Annotated in this window: 18 protein-coding genes and 1 riboswitch; of the genes, 10 read left to right on the top strand and 8 right to left on the bottom strand. The window is 71.9% G+C overall.

The features are described from left to right. Positions 1–4 precede the first annotated feature (4 nt). The gene (gene trxC, locus VM685_RS10480) at positions 5–454 is read right to left on the bottom strand and encodes a thioredoxin TrxC (RefSeq protein WP_325460094.1); all 450 of its coding nucleotides are present in this window, start codon (positions 452–454) and stop codon (positions 5–7) included. Between the two features lie 83 nt (positions 455–537). On the opposite strand from trxC, the gene VM685_RS10475 reads away from it, so the two are divergent. Next, positions 538–999: a ribonuclease H gene (locus tag VM685_RS10475; RefSeq protein ID WP_325460093.1), complete on the top strand. Its 462-nt coding sequence runs from the start codon at positions 538–540 to the stop codon at positions 997–999. Between the two features lie 4 nt (positions 1,000–1,003). Here the strand turns inward: VM685_RS10475 and VM685_RS10470 are convergent, their stop codons facing one another. Together VM685_RS10470 and VM685_RS10465 are read right to left on the bottom strand one after the other, a co-directional pair. Continuing rightward, positions 1,004–1,462, bottom strand: coding sequence for a MarR family winged helix-turn-helix transcriptional regulator (locus VM685_RS10470; RefSeq protein ID WP_325460092.1), 459 nt, complete (start codon positions 1,460–1,462; stop codon positions 1,004–1,006). Between the two features lie 96 nt (positions 1,463–1,558). Then, a complete protein-coding gene (locus VM685_RS10465; protein WP_325460091.1) occupies positions 1,559–2,587 on the bottom strand; it encodes a metallophosphoesterase family protein in 1,029 nt (342 codons plus the stop codon). A 149-nt stretch (positions 2,588–2,736) separates the two neighbouring features. Here VM685_RS10465 and VM685_RS10460 point away from each other — a divergent pair, with 149 nt between their 5' ends. Together VM685_RS10460 and VM685_RS10455 are read left to right on the top strand one after the other, a co-directional pair. Then, positions 2,737–4,329, top strand: coding sequence for a carboxylesterase/lipase family protein (locus VM685_RS10460; protein WP_325460090.1), 1,593 nt, complete (start codon positions 2,737–2,739; stop codon positions 4,327–4,329). 10 nt (positions 4,330–4,339) lie between these two features. Next, the gene (locus VM685_RS10455; RefSeq protein ID WP_325460089.1) at positions 4,340–5,950 is read left to right on the top strand and encodes a carboxylesterase/lipase family protein; all 1,611 of its coding nucleotides are present in this window, start codon (positions 4,340–4,342) and stop codon (positions 5,948–5,950) included. An 85-nt stretch (positions 5,951–6,035) separates the two neighbouring features. Here VM685_RS10455 and rnhA read toward each other — a convergent pair whose 3' ends face one another. Next, positions 6,036–6,482: a ribonuclease HI gene (gene rnhA / locus VM685_RS10450; protein ID WP_325460088.1), complete on the bottom strand. Its 447-nt coding sequence runs from the start codon at positions 6,480–6,482 to the stop codon at positions 6,036–6,038. Further along, positions 6,479–7,450 (bottom strand): homoserine kinase, encoded by a 972-nt coding sequence (gene thrB, locus VM685_RS10445; RefSeq protein WP_325460087.1) that lies wholly within the window; start codon positions 7,448–7,450, stop codon positions 6,479–6,481. The genes rnhA and thrB overlap by 4 nt, the downstream gene beginning before the upstream one ends. 85 nt (positions 7,451–7,535) lie before the next feature. On the opposite strand from thrB, the gene VM685_RS10440 reads away from it, so the two are divergent. After that, a complete protein-coding gene (locus VM685_RS10440; RefSeq protein ID WP_325460086.1) occupies positions 7,536–7,775 on the top strand; it encodes a hypothetical protein in 240 nt (79 codons plus the stop codon). Positions 7,776–7,914: 139 nt separating this feature from the next. Then, a complete protein-coding gene (locus tag VM685_RS10435) occupies positions 7,915–8,133 on the top strand; it encodes a hypothetical protein (protein WP_325460085.1) in 219 nt (72 codons plus the stop codon). 12 nt (positions 8,134–8,145) lie between these two features. Here the strand turns inward: VM685_RS10435 and ispH are convergent, their stop codons facing one another. Continuing rightward, entirely contained in the window at positions 8,146–9,096 is a 951-nt protein-coding gene (gene ispH / locus VM685_RS10430; RefSeq protein ID WP_325460084.1) for a 4-hydroxy-3-methylbut-2-enyl diphosphate reductase, read from the bottom strand. 128 nt (positions 9,097–9,224) lie between these two features. Here ispH and VM685_RS10425 point away from each other — a divergent pair, with 128 nt between their 5' ends. Together VM685_RS10425 and argS are read left to right on the top strand one after the other, a co-directional pair. Next, a complete protein-coding gene (locus VM685_RS10425) occupies positions 9,225–9,914 on the top strand; it encodes a Tat pathway signal sequence domain protein (protein WP_325460083.1) in 690 nt (229 codons plus the stop codon). After that, positions 9,911–11,695 carry an arginine--tRNA ligase gene (argS, locus tag VM685_RS10420; protein ID WP_325460082.1) on the top strand — a complete coding sequence of 595 codons (1,785 nt, stop codon included), beginning with the start codon at positions 9,911–9,913 and terminating at the stop codon, positions 11,693–11,695. The genes VM685_RS10425 and argS overlap by 4 nt, the downstream gene beginning before the upstream one ends. Before the next feature lie 6 nt (positions 11,696–11,701). Here argS and VM685_RS10415 read toward each other — a convergent pair whose 3' ends face one another. Both VM685_RS10415 and VM685_RS10410 read right to left on the bottom strand, forming a co-directional pair. Next, positions 11,702–11,893, bottom strand: a complete 192-nt coding sequence (locus VM685_RS10415) for a hypothetical protein (RefSeq protein WP_325460081.1) — start codon at positions 11,891–11,893, stop codon at positions 11,702–11,704. A 48-nt stretch (positions 11,894–11,941) separates the two neighbouring features. Beyond that, complete coding sequence (locus VM685_RS10410) at positions 11,942–12,319, bottom strand: response regulator (RefSeq protein ID WP_325460080.1); 378 nt, start codon at positions 12,317–12,319, stop codon at positions 11,942–11,944. Between the two features lie 259 nt (positions 12,320–12,578). Here VM685_RS10410 and VM685_RS10405 point away from each other — a divergent pair, with 259 nt between their 5' ends. The 3 genes from VM685_RS10405 (at position 12,579) to gcvH (ending at position 14,852) form a co-directional block, all read left to right on the top strand. Continuing rightward, positions 12,579–12,809, top strand: a complete 231-nt coding sequence (locus VM685_RS10405) for a hypothetical protein (protein WP_325460079.1) — start codon at positions 12,579–12,581, stop codon at positions 12,807–12,809. Between the two features lie 127 nt (positions 12,810–12,936). After that, positions 12,937–13,024, top strand: a riboswitch (glycine riboswitch). 167 nt (positions 13,025–13,191) lie between these two features. Then, positions 13,192–14,331 (top strand): glycine cleavage system aminomethyltransferase GcvT, encoded by a 1,140-nt coding sequence (gene gcvT, locus VM685_RS10400; RefSeq protein WP_325460375.1) that lies wholly within the window; start codon positions 13,192–13,194, stop codon positions 14,329–14,331. Between the two features lie 155 nt (positions 14,332–14,486). Beyond that, positions 14,487–14,852, top strand: coding sequence for a glycine cleavage system protein GcvH (gene gcvH, locus VM685_RS10395; RefSeq protein ID WP_325460078.1), 366 nt, complete (start codon positions 14,487–14,489; stop codon positions 14,850–14,852). The last annotated feature ends 52 nt before the right edge of the window (positions 14,853–14,904 follow it).

Genomic DNA, 14,904 nt, shown 5'->3' with positions numbered 1-14,904 from the left:
CGCCCTACGCCGCGAGCCTCGGCGCGAAGCGGTCGACCCAGCCCTGCAGCTGCTCGACCTTGGCCATGCCCGACTGGCGGGCCGCCACCTTGCCGCCCTGGAAGGCGAACAGCGCGGGGATGCCCTGGATGCCGAACCGCCGGGCGAGGTCGGGATTGGCGTCCACGTCGATCTTAATGAACCGGGCGCGCGGCTCCAGCGCCTGGGCCGCCCGCTCGAAGACCGGCGCCATGGCCCGGCAGGGGCCGCACCACTCGGCCCAGAAGTCGACGATCAGCGGCAGGTCGCTCCTGGCCAGGTGCTTGTCGAACCGCGCGGCGTCGAGCGCCACCGGCTGGCCGGTGAACAGGGCCTGCTTGCAGCGTCCGCACTTGGCCGCCTGGCCCAGCCGGTCGGCGGGCAGGCGGTTCGTCCCATCGCAATGGGGGCAGACCACGTGTAGGGCTTCGGTCATCAGGGACCTCCGGAACTAGCCCTCCATCTGGGGAACCAGACCGAAGTTTCCAAGCGGCCGCGCGAGATGCTACCCGCGGCGCCATGTCCGCGCCCCACCGCCTCTGGCTCGCCGCCGCCCACCACAGGGCCTTCCTGAACGGCGGCTGGGCCTTCGTGCGCGCCGTCGGAGCCGACATCACCGGCGCGGCCGGCGGCGAGCGCCGCACCACGCCCGTCCGCATGGCCCTGGCCGGCTTCGCCGAGGCGCTGAAGGACCTGCCCGCGGGCGAGGCCTTGCTGCATGTTGACGCCGCCGACGCGGCGCGCCTGGCCCCGCTGTTCGGCGGCGAGCCCCCCGCCGACGAGGACCTCGCGCCCTACGCCCCGCTGGTGGCCGCGCTGGCGGCCCGCGCCGTGCGCCTCACCCGCATCGCGGACGCCGCCGGCACCCCGCTCGCCTTCGCCCGCGCCTGGGCCGACCTCGCCTCCGATAAGGCGAAGGCCGCCGGCCCCTTCCGCTCCCCGATCCCGAAGACCAACCTCGCGAAGGTCCAGGGGCTCTAGCCCCTCACGCCGGCAGCGGGTCCTTCTCCGACAGCCAGGCGCGCAGGGCCCGCAGGAACGGCAGGGCGTCGCGGAACTCCTTCTCGGTGAAGCCCTCGCGCAGCATCTCGATCTCCGGCTTCAGGCCGGCCATGGCCTGGGCGTAGACCTCGCGGCCGCCGGGCGTCAGCCAGACCCGCTTGCGGCCGCCCTCGGCGGGGCCGTGCTCCACCTCCACCAGCTTGCGCGCCCACAGCCGCTGCAGGGCGCCGGTGAGCCCGCCGCTGGGCGCGTGCAGCGCCTCGGCGATCTCGCCCGGCGAGGCCCCGTCCGCCCGCCGCGCCAGCAGCTTCAGCACCTCCCACTGCGCATAGGTCAGCCCGACCGGCAGCAGCCGCGAGATGGTCGCGCGCACCAGGTGCTCGATGGAGCGGATCTCGTCGAAGACCTGCACGTCCAGGCGCTCTTCCCGTTCCGGCGGCATGCGGTCCCTCCTCAAGCTCCAGCTTCCCACCGCAGGTGGGAAGTCGCGTAACGCCGGTCAAGGTTTGCCCCGCGCGGAATGCGCCGGCCGCCGGGCTCATCCCGCGCGGGTGAAGTCCAGCGGCTCCGCCACGGGCGTCCACGGCCGCGGAGCGCCCGGCCGCAGCCAGCGGGGGCGCTCCGGATCGCGGACCTGCAGCCAGGCGCGGCTCGCGTCCTCGAAGCGCATCGCGCCGAGCACGCCGGTTTCGTAGGCGCCGGTGTCGAGGCCGATGCGCGCGGGCGTCACCACCGGCCTGTCGTCCTCCCAGGTGTGGCCATGGACGATCACCTTCTCGAACGGACCCCGGGCCTCGAGGAACTCGCGGCGGATCCACAGGAGGTCGCGCGCGCTCTGCCGGCGCAGCGGCTCTCCGGGCGCCACTCCGGCATGGACGAAGGCGTAGTCCCCGACCAGCGCCATCAGGTCGAGGGTCTGGAGCAGGCGCAGGTGCGAGGCCGGCATCCGCCGCAGCAGCTCGTCACGGGCGGCCACATAGGCCTGCGACGGGCTCGCCGGCGTGGGCGGCTCCACCCCGTAGGAGAGAAGCGTCGCGGCTCCGCCGAACGCGATCCACGGCGCGCCGTCGGCCGGCGCGTCCAGGAACGTCAGCAGCGCCTCCTCGTGGTTGCCCTTCAGCATGCAGACCCCGAAGGGCGCGCGAGCCTTGAGCAGGCAGAGCGCCTCCAGAACCCGGGCGCTGTCCGGCCCGCGGTCCACATAGTCGCCCAGCAGGATCAGGGTCGGCGCCGGACCGTCGGCGGCGTCCTCGCCCAGTCGGGCGAGCAGGCCGATCAGCAGGTCGTAGCAGCCGTGGACGTCGCCCACCGCATAGATCCGCCGCCCCTCGGACCGTCCCGCCGCGGCGCCCGTCCAGCTCCGCTTCGGCGCCCGGCCGGGCACCTGGACCAGCTTGCCGCCGGCTCCGGCTCCGAAGCGGGCGATCGCCGCCCCGCGATCCCCGGCCGAGGCTTCCGGCCAACGGGAGAGGGCCTGGGCGATCTGGGCCTCCACCCCCTCGAGGACGGCGGCGAGGTCCCGCCGGGCGGCCGCCCGCAGGGTTTCGGTGTCGACACGCTGGAGCATGCGCCACCTCTGCGCCTCGCCCCTTGAACCGCGCCTGAACGGAGCCTTGGCGGCGCCTTCGCCGGCCTTGCGAATATTCGAATATCCGGTACGAATTCTTCCCATAGCCAAGCAAGGCGCGCCGCCCGAGCGACGCGGGGGAGCGGGGAATGCTGGACTGGGGAATATCGCGCCGCGGCCTGATCGGCGGGGGTGTCGGCCTGCTGGCGGCGGGCGCGGCCGGGGCCCAGGGGGCGGGCGGCGCGGTCGTGGAGACCACCGAGGGTCGCTACCGCGGCCGGCTCGAGAACGGCGTCCAGGTCTTCAGGGGCATGCGCTACGGAGCGGACACCTCCGGCGACGGCCGCTTCATGCCCCCCAGGCCAGCCGGGAAGTTCGCCGGGGTCCGCGACGCCTTCGAATTCGGCGACCAGGCGCCCCAGCCGCGCACCATCCTGACCGTCCCAGGGCCGATCAGCGAGGACTGCCTGCGGGTCAATGTGTGGACGCCGGAGACCGGCGGGACGCGCAGGCGCCCGGTGATGCTGTGGTTTCACGGCGGCGGGTTCGAGGCCGGCACGGGGTCGAGCGGGCTCTACGACGGGACCAACATGGCCAAGCGCGGCGACGTGGTGGTCGTGACGATCAACCACCGCCTCAACGTCTTCGGCTTCTGTGATCTCTCGGACCTCCTGGGCCCGGAGTTCGTGCAATCCGGGAACGTCGGCTACCTCGACCTCGTGGCGGCCATGGGCTGGGTCCGGGCGAACATCGCCCAGTTCGGCGGCGACCCGGGCAATGTGACCATCTACGGCCAGTCGGGCGGCGGCCGGAAGGTCAGCGTCTGCTTCGCAGGCGCGGAGGCCGACGGCCTCTTCCACAAGGGGATCGTGCAATCCGGCTCCCACCTGCGGGTCCACACGCCCGAGCAGGCCCGCGCCCTGACCGACGCGCTGCTGAGGAAGCTCGAGATCGCGCCGGCGGAAGCACGCCGGCTGCAGGCCGTCCCGCAGGACCTGCTGGGGGCCAAGCAGCGCGAGGTGATCGCCCAGGCCGGCTACCGGTTCGAGCCGGTGATCGACGGCGTCTCGTTCAAGGCCGATCCCTGGCTGCCCAATGCGCCGAAGCACACCGCGAAGGTCCCGCTGATGCTGGGTACGACGCAGACCGAGCTGTCGAACCAGCTGGGCCGGGACCCGTCGATCTTCGCCATGGACGAAGCGGCGCTGAAGACGCGGCTGGCGAACACGATTCCGCCCGAGGCGGTCGACGAGGCGGTGCGGGTGTTCAAGGCCTCGACGCCGTCTGGCTCGACGGCGGAGATCTACTTCAAGATCGCCTCGTGGCGGGCCTACATCACCAACGCCACGGTGATGGCCGAGCAGCGCCACGCGCTGAACGGCGCGGCCAATCCCACCTGGGTCTACCAGGTCACCTGGCGCTCGCCGGTGCAGGGGGGCCGTCGCTTCTCTGAGCACACCATCGACCTGCCCTTCATGTTCGACAACGTCGCCCGCGCGCCGCACCTCACCGGGCCGGAGAGCGCCGAGACCAAGCTCATGACGGACGCCATGGCCGACGCCTGGCTGGCCTTCGCGCGGAACGGCGATCCGAACCATTCCGGCATTCCCCGGTGGCCGACCTACGACGCCGCGACCCGGCCGGTGATGCTGTTCGACGCGCCGCCGAAGCTGGCGAACGATCCCTTCCGCGAAGAGCGCCTGCTGATGGGGCGCTTCCCCGCCGTGCGCGGCGGCAGCTAGGAGCCCGAAGATGACGACGTCAAACGCCAGCCGGCGCGCGGTGCTGGCCGCCGCCGGGGCTTCGTTCTTCATGGCGGGGGTCGCGCGCGCCGCGACGAGCGACATCTTCCCGATCGTCGAGACGACCGACGGCAGGCTCCGCGGCCTGGTCTCCGGGGGGGTCAAGGTCTTCAAGGGCGTGCCCTACGGCGCCGACACCTCCGGCCGGCACCGCTTTCTGCCGCCGCAGCCGGTGAAGAAGTGGGCCGGCGTCCGCGACGCGCTGGACTACGGGAACGTCTGTCCGCAGATGCCGGGCGACCGGCGGTCGGACTACGCGAATCTGATCTTCCTCGACTACCAGCCGGGCGGGATGGGCGAGGACTGCCTGAACCTGAACGTCTGGACGCCCGAGCTGTCGCGGTCGGCGAGGAAGCCGGTGATCGTGCGCTTCCACGGCGGCGGCTTCTACGGCGGGTCCAGCAACTCCCCCGGCATGGACGGCGAGATGCAGGCGCGGCACGGCGACTGCGTGGTGGTGAGCGTGAACCACCGCCTGTCCGCCTTCGGCTTCCTTCACGTGGCCGACAGCGGGGCGCCGGGCGAGTTCGCGCAGAGCGGCATGGCCGGGATGCTGGACCTGTCGGCCGCGCTGCGCTGGGTGAACCGCAACATCGAGGCCTTCGGCGGCGATCCTGGCCGCGTGCTGATCATCGGCCAGTCGGGCGGCGGGGCCAAGGTCAGCGGGTTGATGGCGATGCCCTCGGCGAACGGGCTGTTCCACCGGGCGGTGCAGATGAGCGGCGCGATGCTGCGGGTCGCGCCGCGCGAACGCGCGAAGGCCACGGCGGACGCCTTCCTGAAGGGCGTGAACCTGTCCGGCGGCGACATCCGCAAGCTGCAGGCCATGCCGTTCTACGACCTGCTTTCGGCGCAGGCCGACATGGAGGCCTCGCAGCGCGCGCGCGGCGAGGCCCCGAACGCCTTCACGCCGGTGCTGGACGGCGTGGCGATGCCCCGGCACCCCTTCGACCCCGACGCCCCGGCCATCAGCGGCGACGTGCCGATGATCATCTCCACGACCCTGGACGAGCGCACCTACCGGCAGCGGAACTTCGATGAGACCTGGGAGGGCGTCACCAGGATGCTCGCCGGCCGGGTGGGCGGCCGCGCCGCCGAGGTGCTCGACCTCTACCGCCAGGAGGACCCCGCGGCGTCCCCCTACCTGATCCAGTCGCGGATCATCAGCGACCAGGGCCGCGGCGCGAGCTTCGCCATGGCCGAGCGGAAGGCCGCGCTGGGCGCCGCGCCGGCCTATGTCTACCTCTGGAAGGCGCCGAGCCCGGCCTGGGGCGGCCGCTATGGCGCCACGCACGGTGTCGACGTCGGGCCCAGTTCGCGCGAGGTGCGTGGCGCGCTCCAGGGCCCGAACCCGACGAGCGCGCGGCTGGCCGACGAGCTGTCCTCGGCGATCGTGGCCCTGGCCGCCACGGGGGACCCGAACACCGGAAAGCTGCCGCGCTGGACCCCGTACGACGCCGCGACCCGCGCCACCATGGTCTTCGATCAGCCGGCCAGCCACCTGGAGCCGGACTACCGCGGCGTCTTCCGCAGGCTGTGGTCCGCCGCGCCGGGGGCGTAGCGCCCGGCTTGGGGAGCATGGCGGGCGTTGCGGGCCCGAGCGCTGATCCAGGCCCCCGGCCCGACCGGGCTGGGAGCCTCGGCCCCTACCCCTGCTCCAGCCGCTCCTTGAGCCCCGCGCGCGCCAGCGCGTCCGCCCGCTCGTTGAGCTCGTGGCCGTTGTGGCCCTTCACCCAGCGCCAGTCGACGTCGTGGCGCTGGCGGGCGGCGTCGAGGCGTTTCCAGAGGTCGTCGTTCTTCACCGGCTTCTTGTCAGCGGTCAGCCAGCCGCGCTTCTTCCAGCCGTGGATCCACTCGTGGATGCCCTTCTGGACGTACTGGCTGTCGGTGTGCAGCTCCACCTTGCAGGGCTTCTTCAAGGCCTCCAGCGCCTGGATCGCCGCCATCAGCTCCATGCGGTTGTTGGTGGTGGCGAGCTCGCCGCCCTTCAGCTCCCGCTCGGTGTCGCCGTACTGCAGGATGGCGCCCCAGCCGCCCGGGCCGGGGTTGCCCGAGCAGGCCCCGTCGGTGTGGATGATCACCTTCGGCGTCATGGCGCGGCCGGCGCCCCGAACAGCACCAGGTCCGGCGAGGACCGGTGGACCGCCAGCTTGCGCTCGTACTCCATGGGGTCCTTGGGCTTGACGAGGGCGCCGGCGGGCGTGGCGTGCCAGTCGTGCAGCCGCGTCAGGAAGAAGCGCATGGCCGCCCCGTGGGCCAGCACCGGCAGGGCGTCGCGCTCGGCGCCCGAGAGCGGCCGGCGGCTCTCGTAGCCGGCCACCATCGCGCGCGCCGCGGTGATGTTGAAGCTGCCATCGGGCTCGAAGCACCAGGCGTTCAGCGCGATGGCCACGTCGTAGGCGAAGGCGTCGTTCGCGGCGAAGTAGAAGTCGATGGCGCCTGCGAACTCACCCGCCTTGAAGAACACGTTGTCCGGGAAGAAGTCGGCGTGGATCACGCCCTGCGGCAGCCCCTTCGGCCAGCGGGCGTCCAGCATTGCGAGGTCGGCGTCGATCACCTTCGCGAGCCCGGGCTTGAAGCCCTCGGCCTCGGCGTGGAGGTTCGCGAACATCGGCGCCCAGGCGGCCTGGCCCAGGTCGTTCTCCCGGCGCATCGGGAAGCCCGCCACCGCCAGGTGCAGCTCGGCCAGGCCCCGGCCGGCCTCGCGGCATTGGGCGACGGTCGGCCGGCGCACGGACAGGCCCGACAGGAAGGAGACGATGGCGCAGGGCTTGCCGCGCACGGTCTTCAGCATCTCGCCCGTCCGGTCGGCGATCGGCGTGGCGCTCGGATAGCCGTGCTCGGCCAGCCAGCGCATCAGGCCCAGGAAGAACGGCAGCTCGTCCGCCTTCACCCGCTTCTCGTAGATCGTGAGGAAGAAGCGGCCGGCCTCGGTCTCAAGAAGGAAGTTGGAGTTCTCCACGCCCTCCGCCACGCCCTTCAGGCTTAGCGGGGCGCCGAGGTCGAAATCGGCGAGAAGCTTGGCCAGCTCCTCGTCCGTTATGTCCGTGTAGACCGCCATGATCCGTGCGGAGTGCGGGACCGCGCGGAGTCGGTCAAGACGCCAGATCGTGCTAGAATTCCAACTCTCCTGACGGAGGAGCCCGATGATTGCGCTGAAGGTCGAGAAGATCGGCGACCAGGTCGCCGTGGTCCTCACGGAAGAAGCCCGCCAGGTGCTCGGCGTCGAGGTCGGCGGAACCCTGCACCTCGAGCCGTCGCAGGACGGGGTCCTGTGCGCCACCACCCAGGAAGTCTGGCTGGAGGATCCCCACGCCCGCGGCCGCGCCTTCCTGAAGCGCTACACCAAGAGCCTCCAGCGCCTCGAGCCCGCCGCCGAGGCGTAAAAGGTGTCCCCGCCGCCCTTGTCGCGGCGGCCCTGGCGCCCATCTCCCTGGTGAGCCGGCGGCGCACGCCGGGACACACTCCCGCGCCGCCGGCCGCCACGCGAACAAGCAACACGCAAGCCATCGAGGAGAACTCGCCATGGACGCTATCCGTCTGCATGTGCGCCCGGCCGGAGACGGCTGGCTCGTCGACGCCGCCGGCGCTGTGGAGCCGCTGGTCTTCGCCTCCGGCGGCCGGGCCGAGGCCCAGGCTCACGCGCTCGCCCGCACGCTTGCCCGCTCGGGCCAGGCCGCCCGCGTCCTGGTCCACGACCGCGCCCACCGCGTGGTGGGCTCCACGATCTATCCGCCGGACTAGGGGCGCTTCCGGCTAGCTCTGGCTGGCCAGCACCCGCGGCAGCTTGAAGGTCACCGTCTCGCGGGCCGCCTCGACCTCGTCGAGGGTGATGTCGAACACCTCGGCCAGGCGATCGATCAGGCCCTGGACCAGCACCTCGGGCGCGCTCGCCCCGGCGGTGACGCCCACGGTGCGCGCGCCCTCCAGCCAGCCGAAATCGAGGCCCGAGGCGTCGTCGATGAGGTAGGCCGCCGCGCCCGCCCTGCGGCCGACCTCGGCCAGCCGGACGGAGTTCGAGGAGTTGCGGCTGCCCAGCACCAGCAGGACGTCGGACCTCGCCGCGATCGTCTTCACCGCCTCCTGGCGGTTCGTCGTGGCGTAGCAGATGTCTTCCTTGTGTGGCGCGGCTATGCCCGGGAACCTGGCCCGCAGCGCCGCCACGATCTCGGCGGTGTCGTCCACCGACAGGGTCGTCTGGGTGACGAAGGCGACGTTGGCCGGGTCTCTGGGCGCGAAGACCTGGGCGTCCTCCACCGTCTCGATCAGCGCCACCGCGCCTTCGGGCAGCTGGCCCATGGTGCCCACCACCTCCGGGTGGCCGGCGTGGCCGATCAGCACGATCTCGCGGCCCGCGTCATGGTGCCGCTGGGCCTCCACGTGCACCTTCGAAACCAGCGGGCAGGTGGCGTCGAGGTAGAGCATCTTCCGCGCCTTCGCCTCGGCCGGCACGGCCTTGGGCACCCCGTGGGCGGAGAACACCACCGGCCGGTCCGGGGGGCATTCCTCCAGCTCCTCCACGAACACCGCGCCCAGCGCCTTCAGCCGCTCCACGACGTGGCGGTTGTGGACGATCTCGTGGCGGACGTAGACCGGCGCGCCGTACTTCCCGATCGCCCGCTCGACGATCTGGATCGCCCGGTCGACCCCCGCGCAGAATCCGCGCGGGGTGGCCAGGAGGACGGTGAGCTGCGGGCGGGTCGACATGGCGCGGAACTTAAGGGCTCGCGCCCGCCGCCGCCAGCCGCGTTGCCGCCGCATTCCTGAGGCTGTACTTAGGCCCCGAACCGCGGGCCGCCGTCGCGCCCGCAATGAGTCCTGGACGCCCTATCGCCATGCGCCGCCTGTTCCTCGTCGCCGCCGCCATCGCCGCGGCCGTCACCGCCGTCCCGCCGTCCGCCGACGCCCAGGGCCGCCGCCAGGATCCCGAGCAGCAGCAGCGCGACGACGCGGCCAAGAAGCGCAAGCGCGACTCGGAGTGGGGCAACAACCAGTCGCCCCTGCCGGCGCTGCGCAACGCCGGCCCCTGCCCGTTCGTGAAGACCCTCTACGACGCCGCCCGCTACGTGGAGTTCAAGGACGACCGCGAGGCCTCCGCCAACGTCGGCTTCTCCGGCGAGATCCAGGGCATCTCGGCCGGCTGCCAGTACAAGGACGACGAGCCGATCAAGGTGGCCATGGAAGTCCTGTTCGAGCTGGGCAAAGGCCCGCAGGCGACGGGCAACCAGAAGACCTACCGCTACTGGGTCGCCGTCACCGACCGCAACCGCTCGGTGCTGGCGAAGGAGACCTTCGACCTGCCGGTCAACTTCCCGTCCGGCAAGGACCGCGTCTACGTCACCGAGAAGATCAACGAGATCACCATCCCGCGCGCGGCGCTCACCACCTCGGGGTCCAACTTCGAGATCCTGGTGGGCTTCGAGGTGACGCCGCAGATGGCCGCCTTCAACCGTGACGGCAAGCGCTTCCGCCTGAACGCCGGCGCGGCCCAGGCGGCCGCCGGGACGACCACGCCGCCGCAATGACCGACCTCAAGACGGGGCTCAGCGGGGCGGTGGAAGCCGCCTTCGCCGCGCTTGGCCTGCCTCCCGAACTCGGCCGCGTCACCCCCTCCGACCGGCCGGACCTCGCCGACTTCCAGTCGAACGGCGCGCTCGCCGCCGCCAAGCGCGTGGGCCGCAATCCGCGCGAGATCGCCGGCGAGGTGGCCGAGCGTCTCGCCGCCGACCCGCGGGTCGCCGCCGTCGAGGTGGCGGGCCCCGGCTTCGTCAACCTGAAGGTCGCCGAGGCGGCGCTGTCCGCCCGCGCCGACGAGATCGCGGCCGACCCGCGGGCCGGCGGCGAGCTGGTCCCCGCCCCCCGCCGCGTGCTCGTCGACTACGGCGGCCCCAACGTCGCCAAGCCGATGCACGTGGGCCACCTGCGCGCCTCGATCATCGGCGAGGCGATCAAGCGCATCTACCGCTTCCGCGGCGACGTGGTGGTCGGCGACGCCCACTTCGGCGACTGGGGTTACCAGATGGGCCTGCTGATCGGCGCCGTCATGGACGAGCACGCCGACATCGCCGCCCTGATCGCGAAGCTCAACGCGCAGGGCGCGGACCCGCAGGGGCCGATCCCGCCGGCGTTCGAGCGCATCACGCTCGCCGACCTCGACCGCCTCTATCCCCTGGCCGCGGCGAAGGGGAAGGAAGACCCCGCCTACCGCGACCGCGCCCGCAAGCTCACCGCCGAGCTGCAGGCCCACGCCCCCGGCCACTACCTGCTGTGGCGCCGCTTCCGGGACGTCACTCAGGTGGCGCTGGAGCGCGACTTCCATGCGCTCGGCGTCGACTTCGACCTCTGGAAGGGCGAGAGCGACGTCGACCACCTGATCGAGCCCATGGTCGCCGAGCTCCACGCCAGGGGCCTGCTGGTGGACGACCAGGGCGCCCGCATCGTCCGCGTCGCCCGCGAGGGCGACAAGCGCGAGCTGCCGCCCCTCCTCGTGGTCTCCTCCGAGGGCTCGGCGATGTACGGCACGACCGACCTCGCCACCATCCTCGACCGCAAGCAGACCTTCGACCCGGACCTCGTCATCTACTGCGTCGACCAGCGCCAGGCCGACCACTTCGAGATCGTCTTCCGCGCCGCCTACCAGGCCGGCTACGCCGCCGAGGGCCAACTGCAGCACATCGGCTTCGGCACCATGAACGGCGCCGACGGCAAGCCCTTCAAGACCCGCGAGGGCGGCGTCCTGAAGCTCAACGACCTGATCGAGATGGCCCGCGACAAGGCCCGCGAGCGCCTGCACGAGGCCGGCCTCGGCGAGGACCTGCCGGAAGCCGAGTTCGAGGACATCGCCGGCAAGGTGGCCGTGGCCGCCCTGAAATTCGCCGACCTGTCCAACTTCCGCGGCACCTCCTACGTCTTCGACCTCGACCGCTTCACCAGCTTCGAGGGCAAGACCGGCCCCTACCTCCTCTACCAGGCCGTCCGGGTGAAGAGCCTCTTGGCCAAGGCCCGCGACCAGCAGGCCGCGCCCGGCCCGGTGCGCGTCGCCGAGCCGGCCGAGCGCGACCTCGTCCTCACCCTCGACGCGTTCAACGCGGCCCTGGTCGAGTCCTACGAGCGGTACGCGCCCAACGCCGTGGCCGAGCACGCCTACCGCCTGGCCCAGAGCTTCTCCAAGTTCTACGCCGCCTGCCCGATCCTGACCGCCGAGCCCGACGTCCGCGCCAGCCGCCTGACCCTGGCCCAGGCGACCCTGCGCCAGCTCGAGCAGGCCCTCGACGTCCTCGGGATCTCGGTGCCCGACCGGATGTAGCGGAAACTAGGCGCTGGCGTCGGCGTCGCGCACCCCGGCCGGCCCGCCGGCTCCTGGGGGTCGGGCCTCGAGCGCGTCGGCCTGCCGCCGCAGCTCCGCGGCGCGGGCGGTCAGCCGCGCCTTGTCCGGCGCATAGCTGACGACGGTGGCCAGATGCTCGGCGGCCTCGGCTTCCTGGCGCAGGTCGTCTGGCTTCATCTCTGTTGAACCAGCGGGAGCGGCGCCCGTTCCATCGGCCGGCGTCCGTCAGTGCGCGCCGCGGCTCCCCGGGGCGATCGCCTCGGTCACCCGATCCGCCAGCTCGCCGGGATTGAAGGGTTTGGGGAACATCTCCCCGCCCGGGACTCCAAACCGCGAAAGCTGGGCGGTCAGGCCGGTGATGTAGATCACGTGGATGGTGGGATGGAGTTGGCGCGCCCGCCGCGCCACGTCGAACCCGGTCGTGCCGACGCCCAGGTTCACGTCCGTGACGAGGACGTCGAAGCTGCGGGCCTCCTTGTCCAGGATCGCATAGGCGGCCTGGTCGCTGTCGGCGGACCGGACCCTGAGCCCGCGGTCCTCGAAGGCGTCTTCGATGAGCTCGCGGATCTCCGCCTCGTCCTCCACCAGAAGAACGTCCGCCATGCCACAACCCCCTTGTTGAAGGACCCGTCCGGTCGCCTGAACCGACGCGTGTCCGCCACTGTTCCCGCCCACGTCCGGGGCGGTTTGTTCACCTGCTGTCGCTTGCGAGGCGGTGCATCATCACAAGCGGCGATACGGATCAAGGCCGCGCCCGCTGTCCGGCAGAGCGCGGCCCGGGCTCCAGTAACAGGGCTATGTCAGGAACCCAACACTGAAGGTTGCGTTTTCGGCCCGAGGGACGACTTCCTGGGGTGATGCCTTGCTCGAACACCTGCTGGACCGGGATCGCCCGGCCTCCGATGACACCGCCACACCGTCCGCACGCGCCTCGCAGGCCCGCGTCTCCGAACTGAGGCAGAGGGAGCGGGAGGCCCTGCTGCTCGCCGCCGAGGCGGCCCTGCCCCACGTCCGCGCCGCCCACGAACGGGCCGCCGCCAAGTGGCGCGAGCTCGCCGACCGCCGCGAGCGCCGCCTGGGCGAGGACTCCTGACCCGCCGGGAGCGGGCCACGGCGACCCACAGGGTCGCGCCCGGGCGATCTTCACCTGCCTAGGCGCCCCGGCGGAGCTGCGCCGCAGTCGCGCATTGACTCCCGACGTCCCGCCGCTACACGGTCGGCCAACTCTCGCGGGAGAGACCGGATTCGTCCGGAGCCGAAGGCGCAACCGCCCCGGAAACGCTCAGGCAAAAGGACCGCGACGGGCTGATGCACGCTGGAAAGTAGCGTCCGGTTTCCGGGCGCTCGCCGAAGGAGCAAGGGCGCGAGCGCCCGAAATCTCTCAGGCCCAAGGACAGCGGGGGCGCAGGATGCCGGGGCCGCAGGGCCGCGGCGGACTGCATGGTCGTCAGCCGGAGTCGCCTCACGTGTCAGACATGCCCGCCGAGAAGGTCCTCAAGACCACCCCGCTCACCGAGGCGCACGTGGCCCTGGGCGCCAGGATGGTCGAGTTCGCCGGCTACTCCATGCCCGTGCAGTACCCCGAAGGCGTTCTGAAGGAGCACCTCTGGTGCCGGGAGCACGCGGGCCTGTTCGACGTCTCCCACATGGGCCAGGCGCGCCTGCGTGGTGTCTCGCCGCTCTCGGCCTTCGAGGAGGTCACCCCTTCCGACTTCATCGGCCTGAAGGCCGGCAAGCAGCGCTACTCGGTCCTGCTGAACCGCAAGGGCGGGATCATCGACGACCTGATGGCCGCCCGCCCCGTGGCGCCCGACGGCTCCGGCGACGACGGCCTCTTCGTGGTGGTCAACGGCGCCTGCAAGGACAACGACTTCCACGTCATCGACGACGAGCTCGCCCCGCAGGTGACCATCGAGCGGCTGGAGGACCGGGCGCTGATCGCGCTTCAGGGCCCCAAGGCCCAGGACGTGCTCAAGCGCCACGTGCCCGAGGCCGCGGCCATGGTCTTCATGGACGCCCGCCTGCTGCACGGCTTCGGCGTCGACCTGATCGTCTCGCGCTCCGGCTACACCGGCGAGGACGGCTACGAGATCTCCGTCCCCGCCTACGCCGCCGTCTCGGTCTGGAACCAGCTCCTGGCTGACGAGCACGTGAAGCCGATCGGCCTGGGCGCCCGCGACTCCCTGCGCCTCGAGGCCGGCCTGCCGCTCTATGGCCACGACCTCGACGAGACCGTCAGCCCGATCGAGGGGGACCTCGCCTTCGCCGTCTCCAAGAAGCGCCGCGACGCCCGCGACTTCCCCGGCGCCGCGCGTATCGCCAGGGAGCTGGCCGAGGGCCCGGCCCGCGTCCGCGTCGGCCTGAAGGTCACCGAGGGCGCGCCGGCCCGCGAAGGCGCCGAGATCGCGGACGAGGGCGGGACGGTGATCGGCAAGGTCACCTCCGGCGGCTTCTCGCCCGTCCTGCGCTACGGCATCGCGCTCGGCTTCGTGCCGCCCTCCCATTCGGAGCCGGGCACGCAGCTGCAGGTCATCGTCCGCGGCAAGCCCCAAAAGGCCGAGGTCGTGAAGACCCCGTTCGTCCCCCACCGCTACGTGCGCAAGGTGAGCGCATGACCCCCATCCCCGCGCCGCAGGCGCAATCCTTCAAACCATGGATTTCACCGATTTCACGGATGTCGGCCGGGACCATCCCATCCGTGAAAACCGTGAAGTCCGTGGTTCCAGATATCGGCGGCTGCGCCGCCCACAGCCTCTAGGAGAGAACCCCCATGCGCTTCACCAAGGATCACGAGTGGGTCCGGCTCGACGGGGACGTGGCCACCGTCGGCATCACCGGCTACGCCGCCGAACAGCTCGGCGACGTGGTGTTCGTCGAGGTCCCCGACGTCGGCAAGTCCGTGAAGGCCGGCGACGGCTTTGCGGTGGTCGAGAGCGTCAAGGCCGCCTCCGACGTCTACGCGCCCGTGGCGGGCGAGGTGGTCGAGGCCAACGGTGAGCTCTCCGGCGCGCCCGAGACCGTCAACGCCGACCCCACCGGGGCCGGCTGGTTCGCGAAGCTGAAGGTCTCCGACCCCTCCGAGGTCGACGCCCTCATGGACCAGTCCGCCTACGACGCCTACCTCGCCACGCTCTAGTCACCCCTTGTCCGCTCATCCCGGCGAAGCCCGGGACCCAAGCTGACCCGCC

The sequence above is a fragment of the Phenylobacterium sp. genome, from assembly GCF_035539035.1.
GTDB lineage: Bacteria > Pseudomonadota > Alphaproteobacteria > Caulobacterales > Caulobacteraceae > Phenylobacterium.
This window is presented reverse-complemented; position numbering and strand designations above follow the sequence as displayed.

Coding starts and splice junctions, on each gene's coding strand:
- VM685_RS10425 (WP_325460083.1), top strand. CDS start 9,225: ATGCGCCGCCTGTTCCTCGTCGCCGCCGCCATCGCCGCGGCCGTCACC.
- VM685_RS10470 (WP_325460092.1), bottom strand. CDS start 1,462: ATGCCGCCGGAACGGGAAGAGCGCCTGGACGTGCAGGTCTTCGACGAG.
- thrB (WP_325460087.1), bottom strand. CDS start 7,450: ATGGCGGTCTACACGGACATAACGGACGAGGAGCTGGCCAAGCTTCTC.
- ispH (WP_325460084.1), bottom strand. CDS start 9,096: ATGTCGACCCGCCCGCAGCTCACCGTCCTCCTGGCCACCCCGCGCGGA.
- gcvT (WP_325460375.1), top strand. CDS start 13,192: ATGCCCGCCGAGAAGGTCCTCAAGACCACCCCGCTCACCGAGGCGCAC.
- trxC (WP_325460094.1), bottom strand. CDS start 454: ATGACCGAAGCCCTACACGTGGTCTGCCCCCATTGCGATGGGACGAAC.
- VM685_RS10455 (WP_325460089.1), top strand. CDS start 4,340: ATGACGACGTCAAACGCCAGCCGGCGCGCGGTGCTGGCCGCCGCCGGG.
- VM685_RS10410 (WP_325460080.1), bottom strand. CDS start 12,319: ATGGCGGACGTTCTTCTGGTGGAGGACGAGGCGGAGATCCGCGAGCTC.
- VM685_RS10465 (WP_325460091.1), bottom strand. CDS start 2,587: ATGCTCCAGCGTGTCGACACCGAAACCCTGCGGGCGGCCGCCCGGCGG.
- rnhA (WP_325460088.1), bottom strand. CDS start 6,482: ATGACGCCGAAGGTGATCATCCACACCGACGGGGCCTGCTCGGGCAAC.
- VM685_RS10435 (WP_325460085.1), top strand. CDS start 7,915: ATGGACGCTATCCGTCTGCATGTGCGCCCGGCCGGAGACGGCTGGCTC.
- VM685_RS10460 (WP_325460090.1), top strand. CDS start 2,737: ATGCTGGACTGGGGAATATCGCGCCGCGGCCTGATCGGCGGGGGTGTC.
- gcvH (WP_325460078.1), top strand. CDS start 14,487: ATGCGCTTCACCAAGGATCACGAGTGGGTCCGGCTCGACGGGGACGTG.
- VM685_RS10415 (WP_325460081.1), bottom strand. CDS start 11,893: ATGAAGCCAGACGACCTGCGCCAGGAAGCCGAGGCCGCCGAGCATCTG.
- argS (WP_325460082.1), top strand. CDS start 9,911: ATGACCGACCTCAAGACGGGGCTCAGCGGGGCGGTGGAAGCCGCCTTC.
- VM685_RS10475 (WP_325460093.1), top strand. CDS start 538: ATGTCCGCGCCCCACCGCCTCTGGCTCGCCGCCGCCCACCACAGGGCC.
- VM685_RS10440 (WP_325460086.1), top strand. CDS start 7,536: ATGATTGCGCTGAAGGTCGAGAAGATCGGCGACCAGGTCGCCGTGGTC.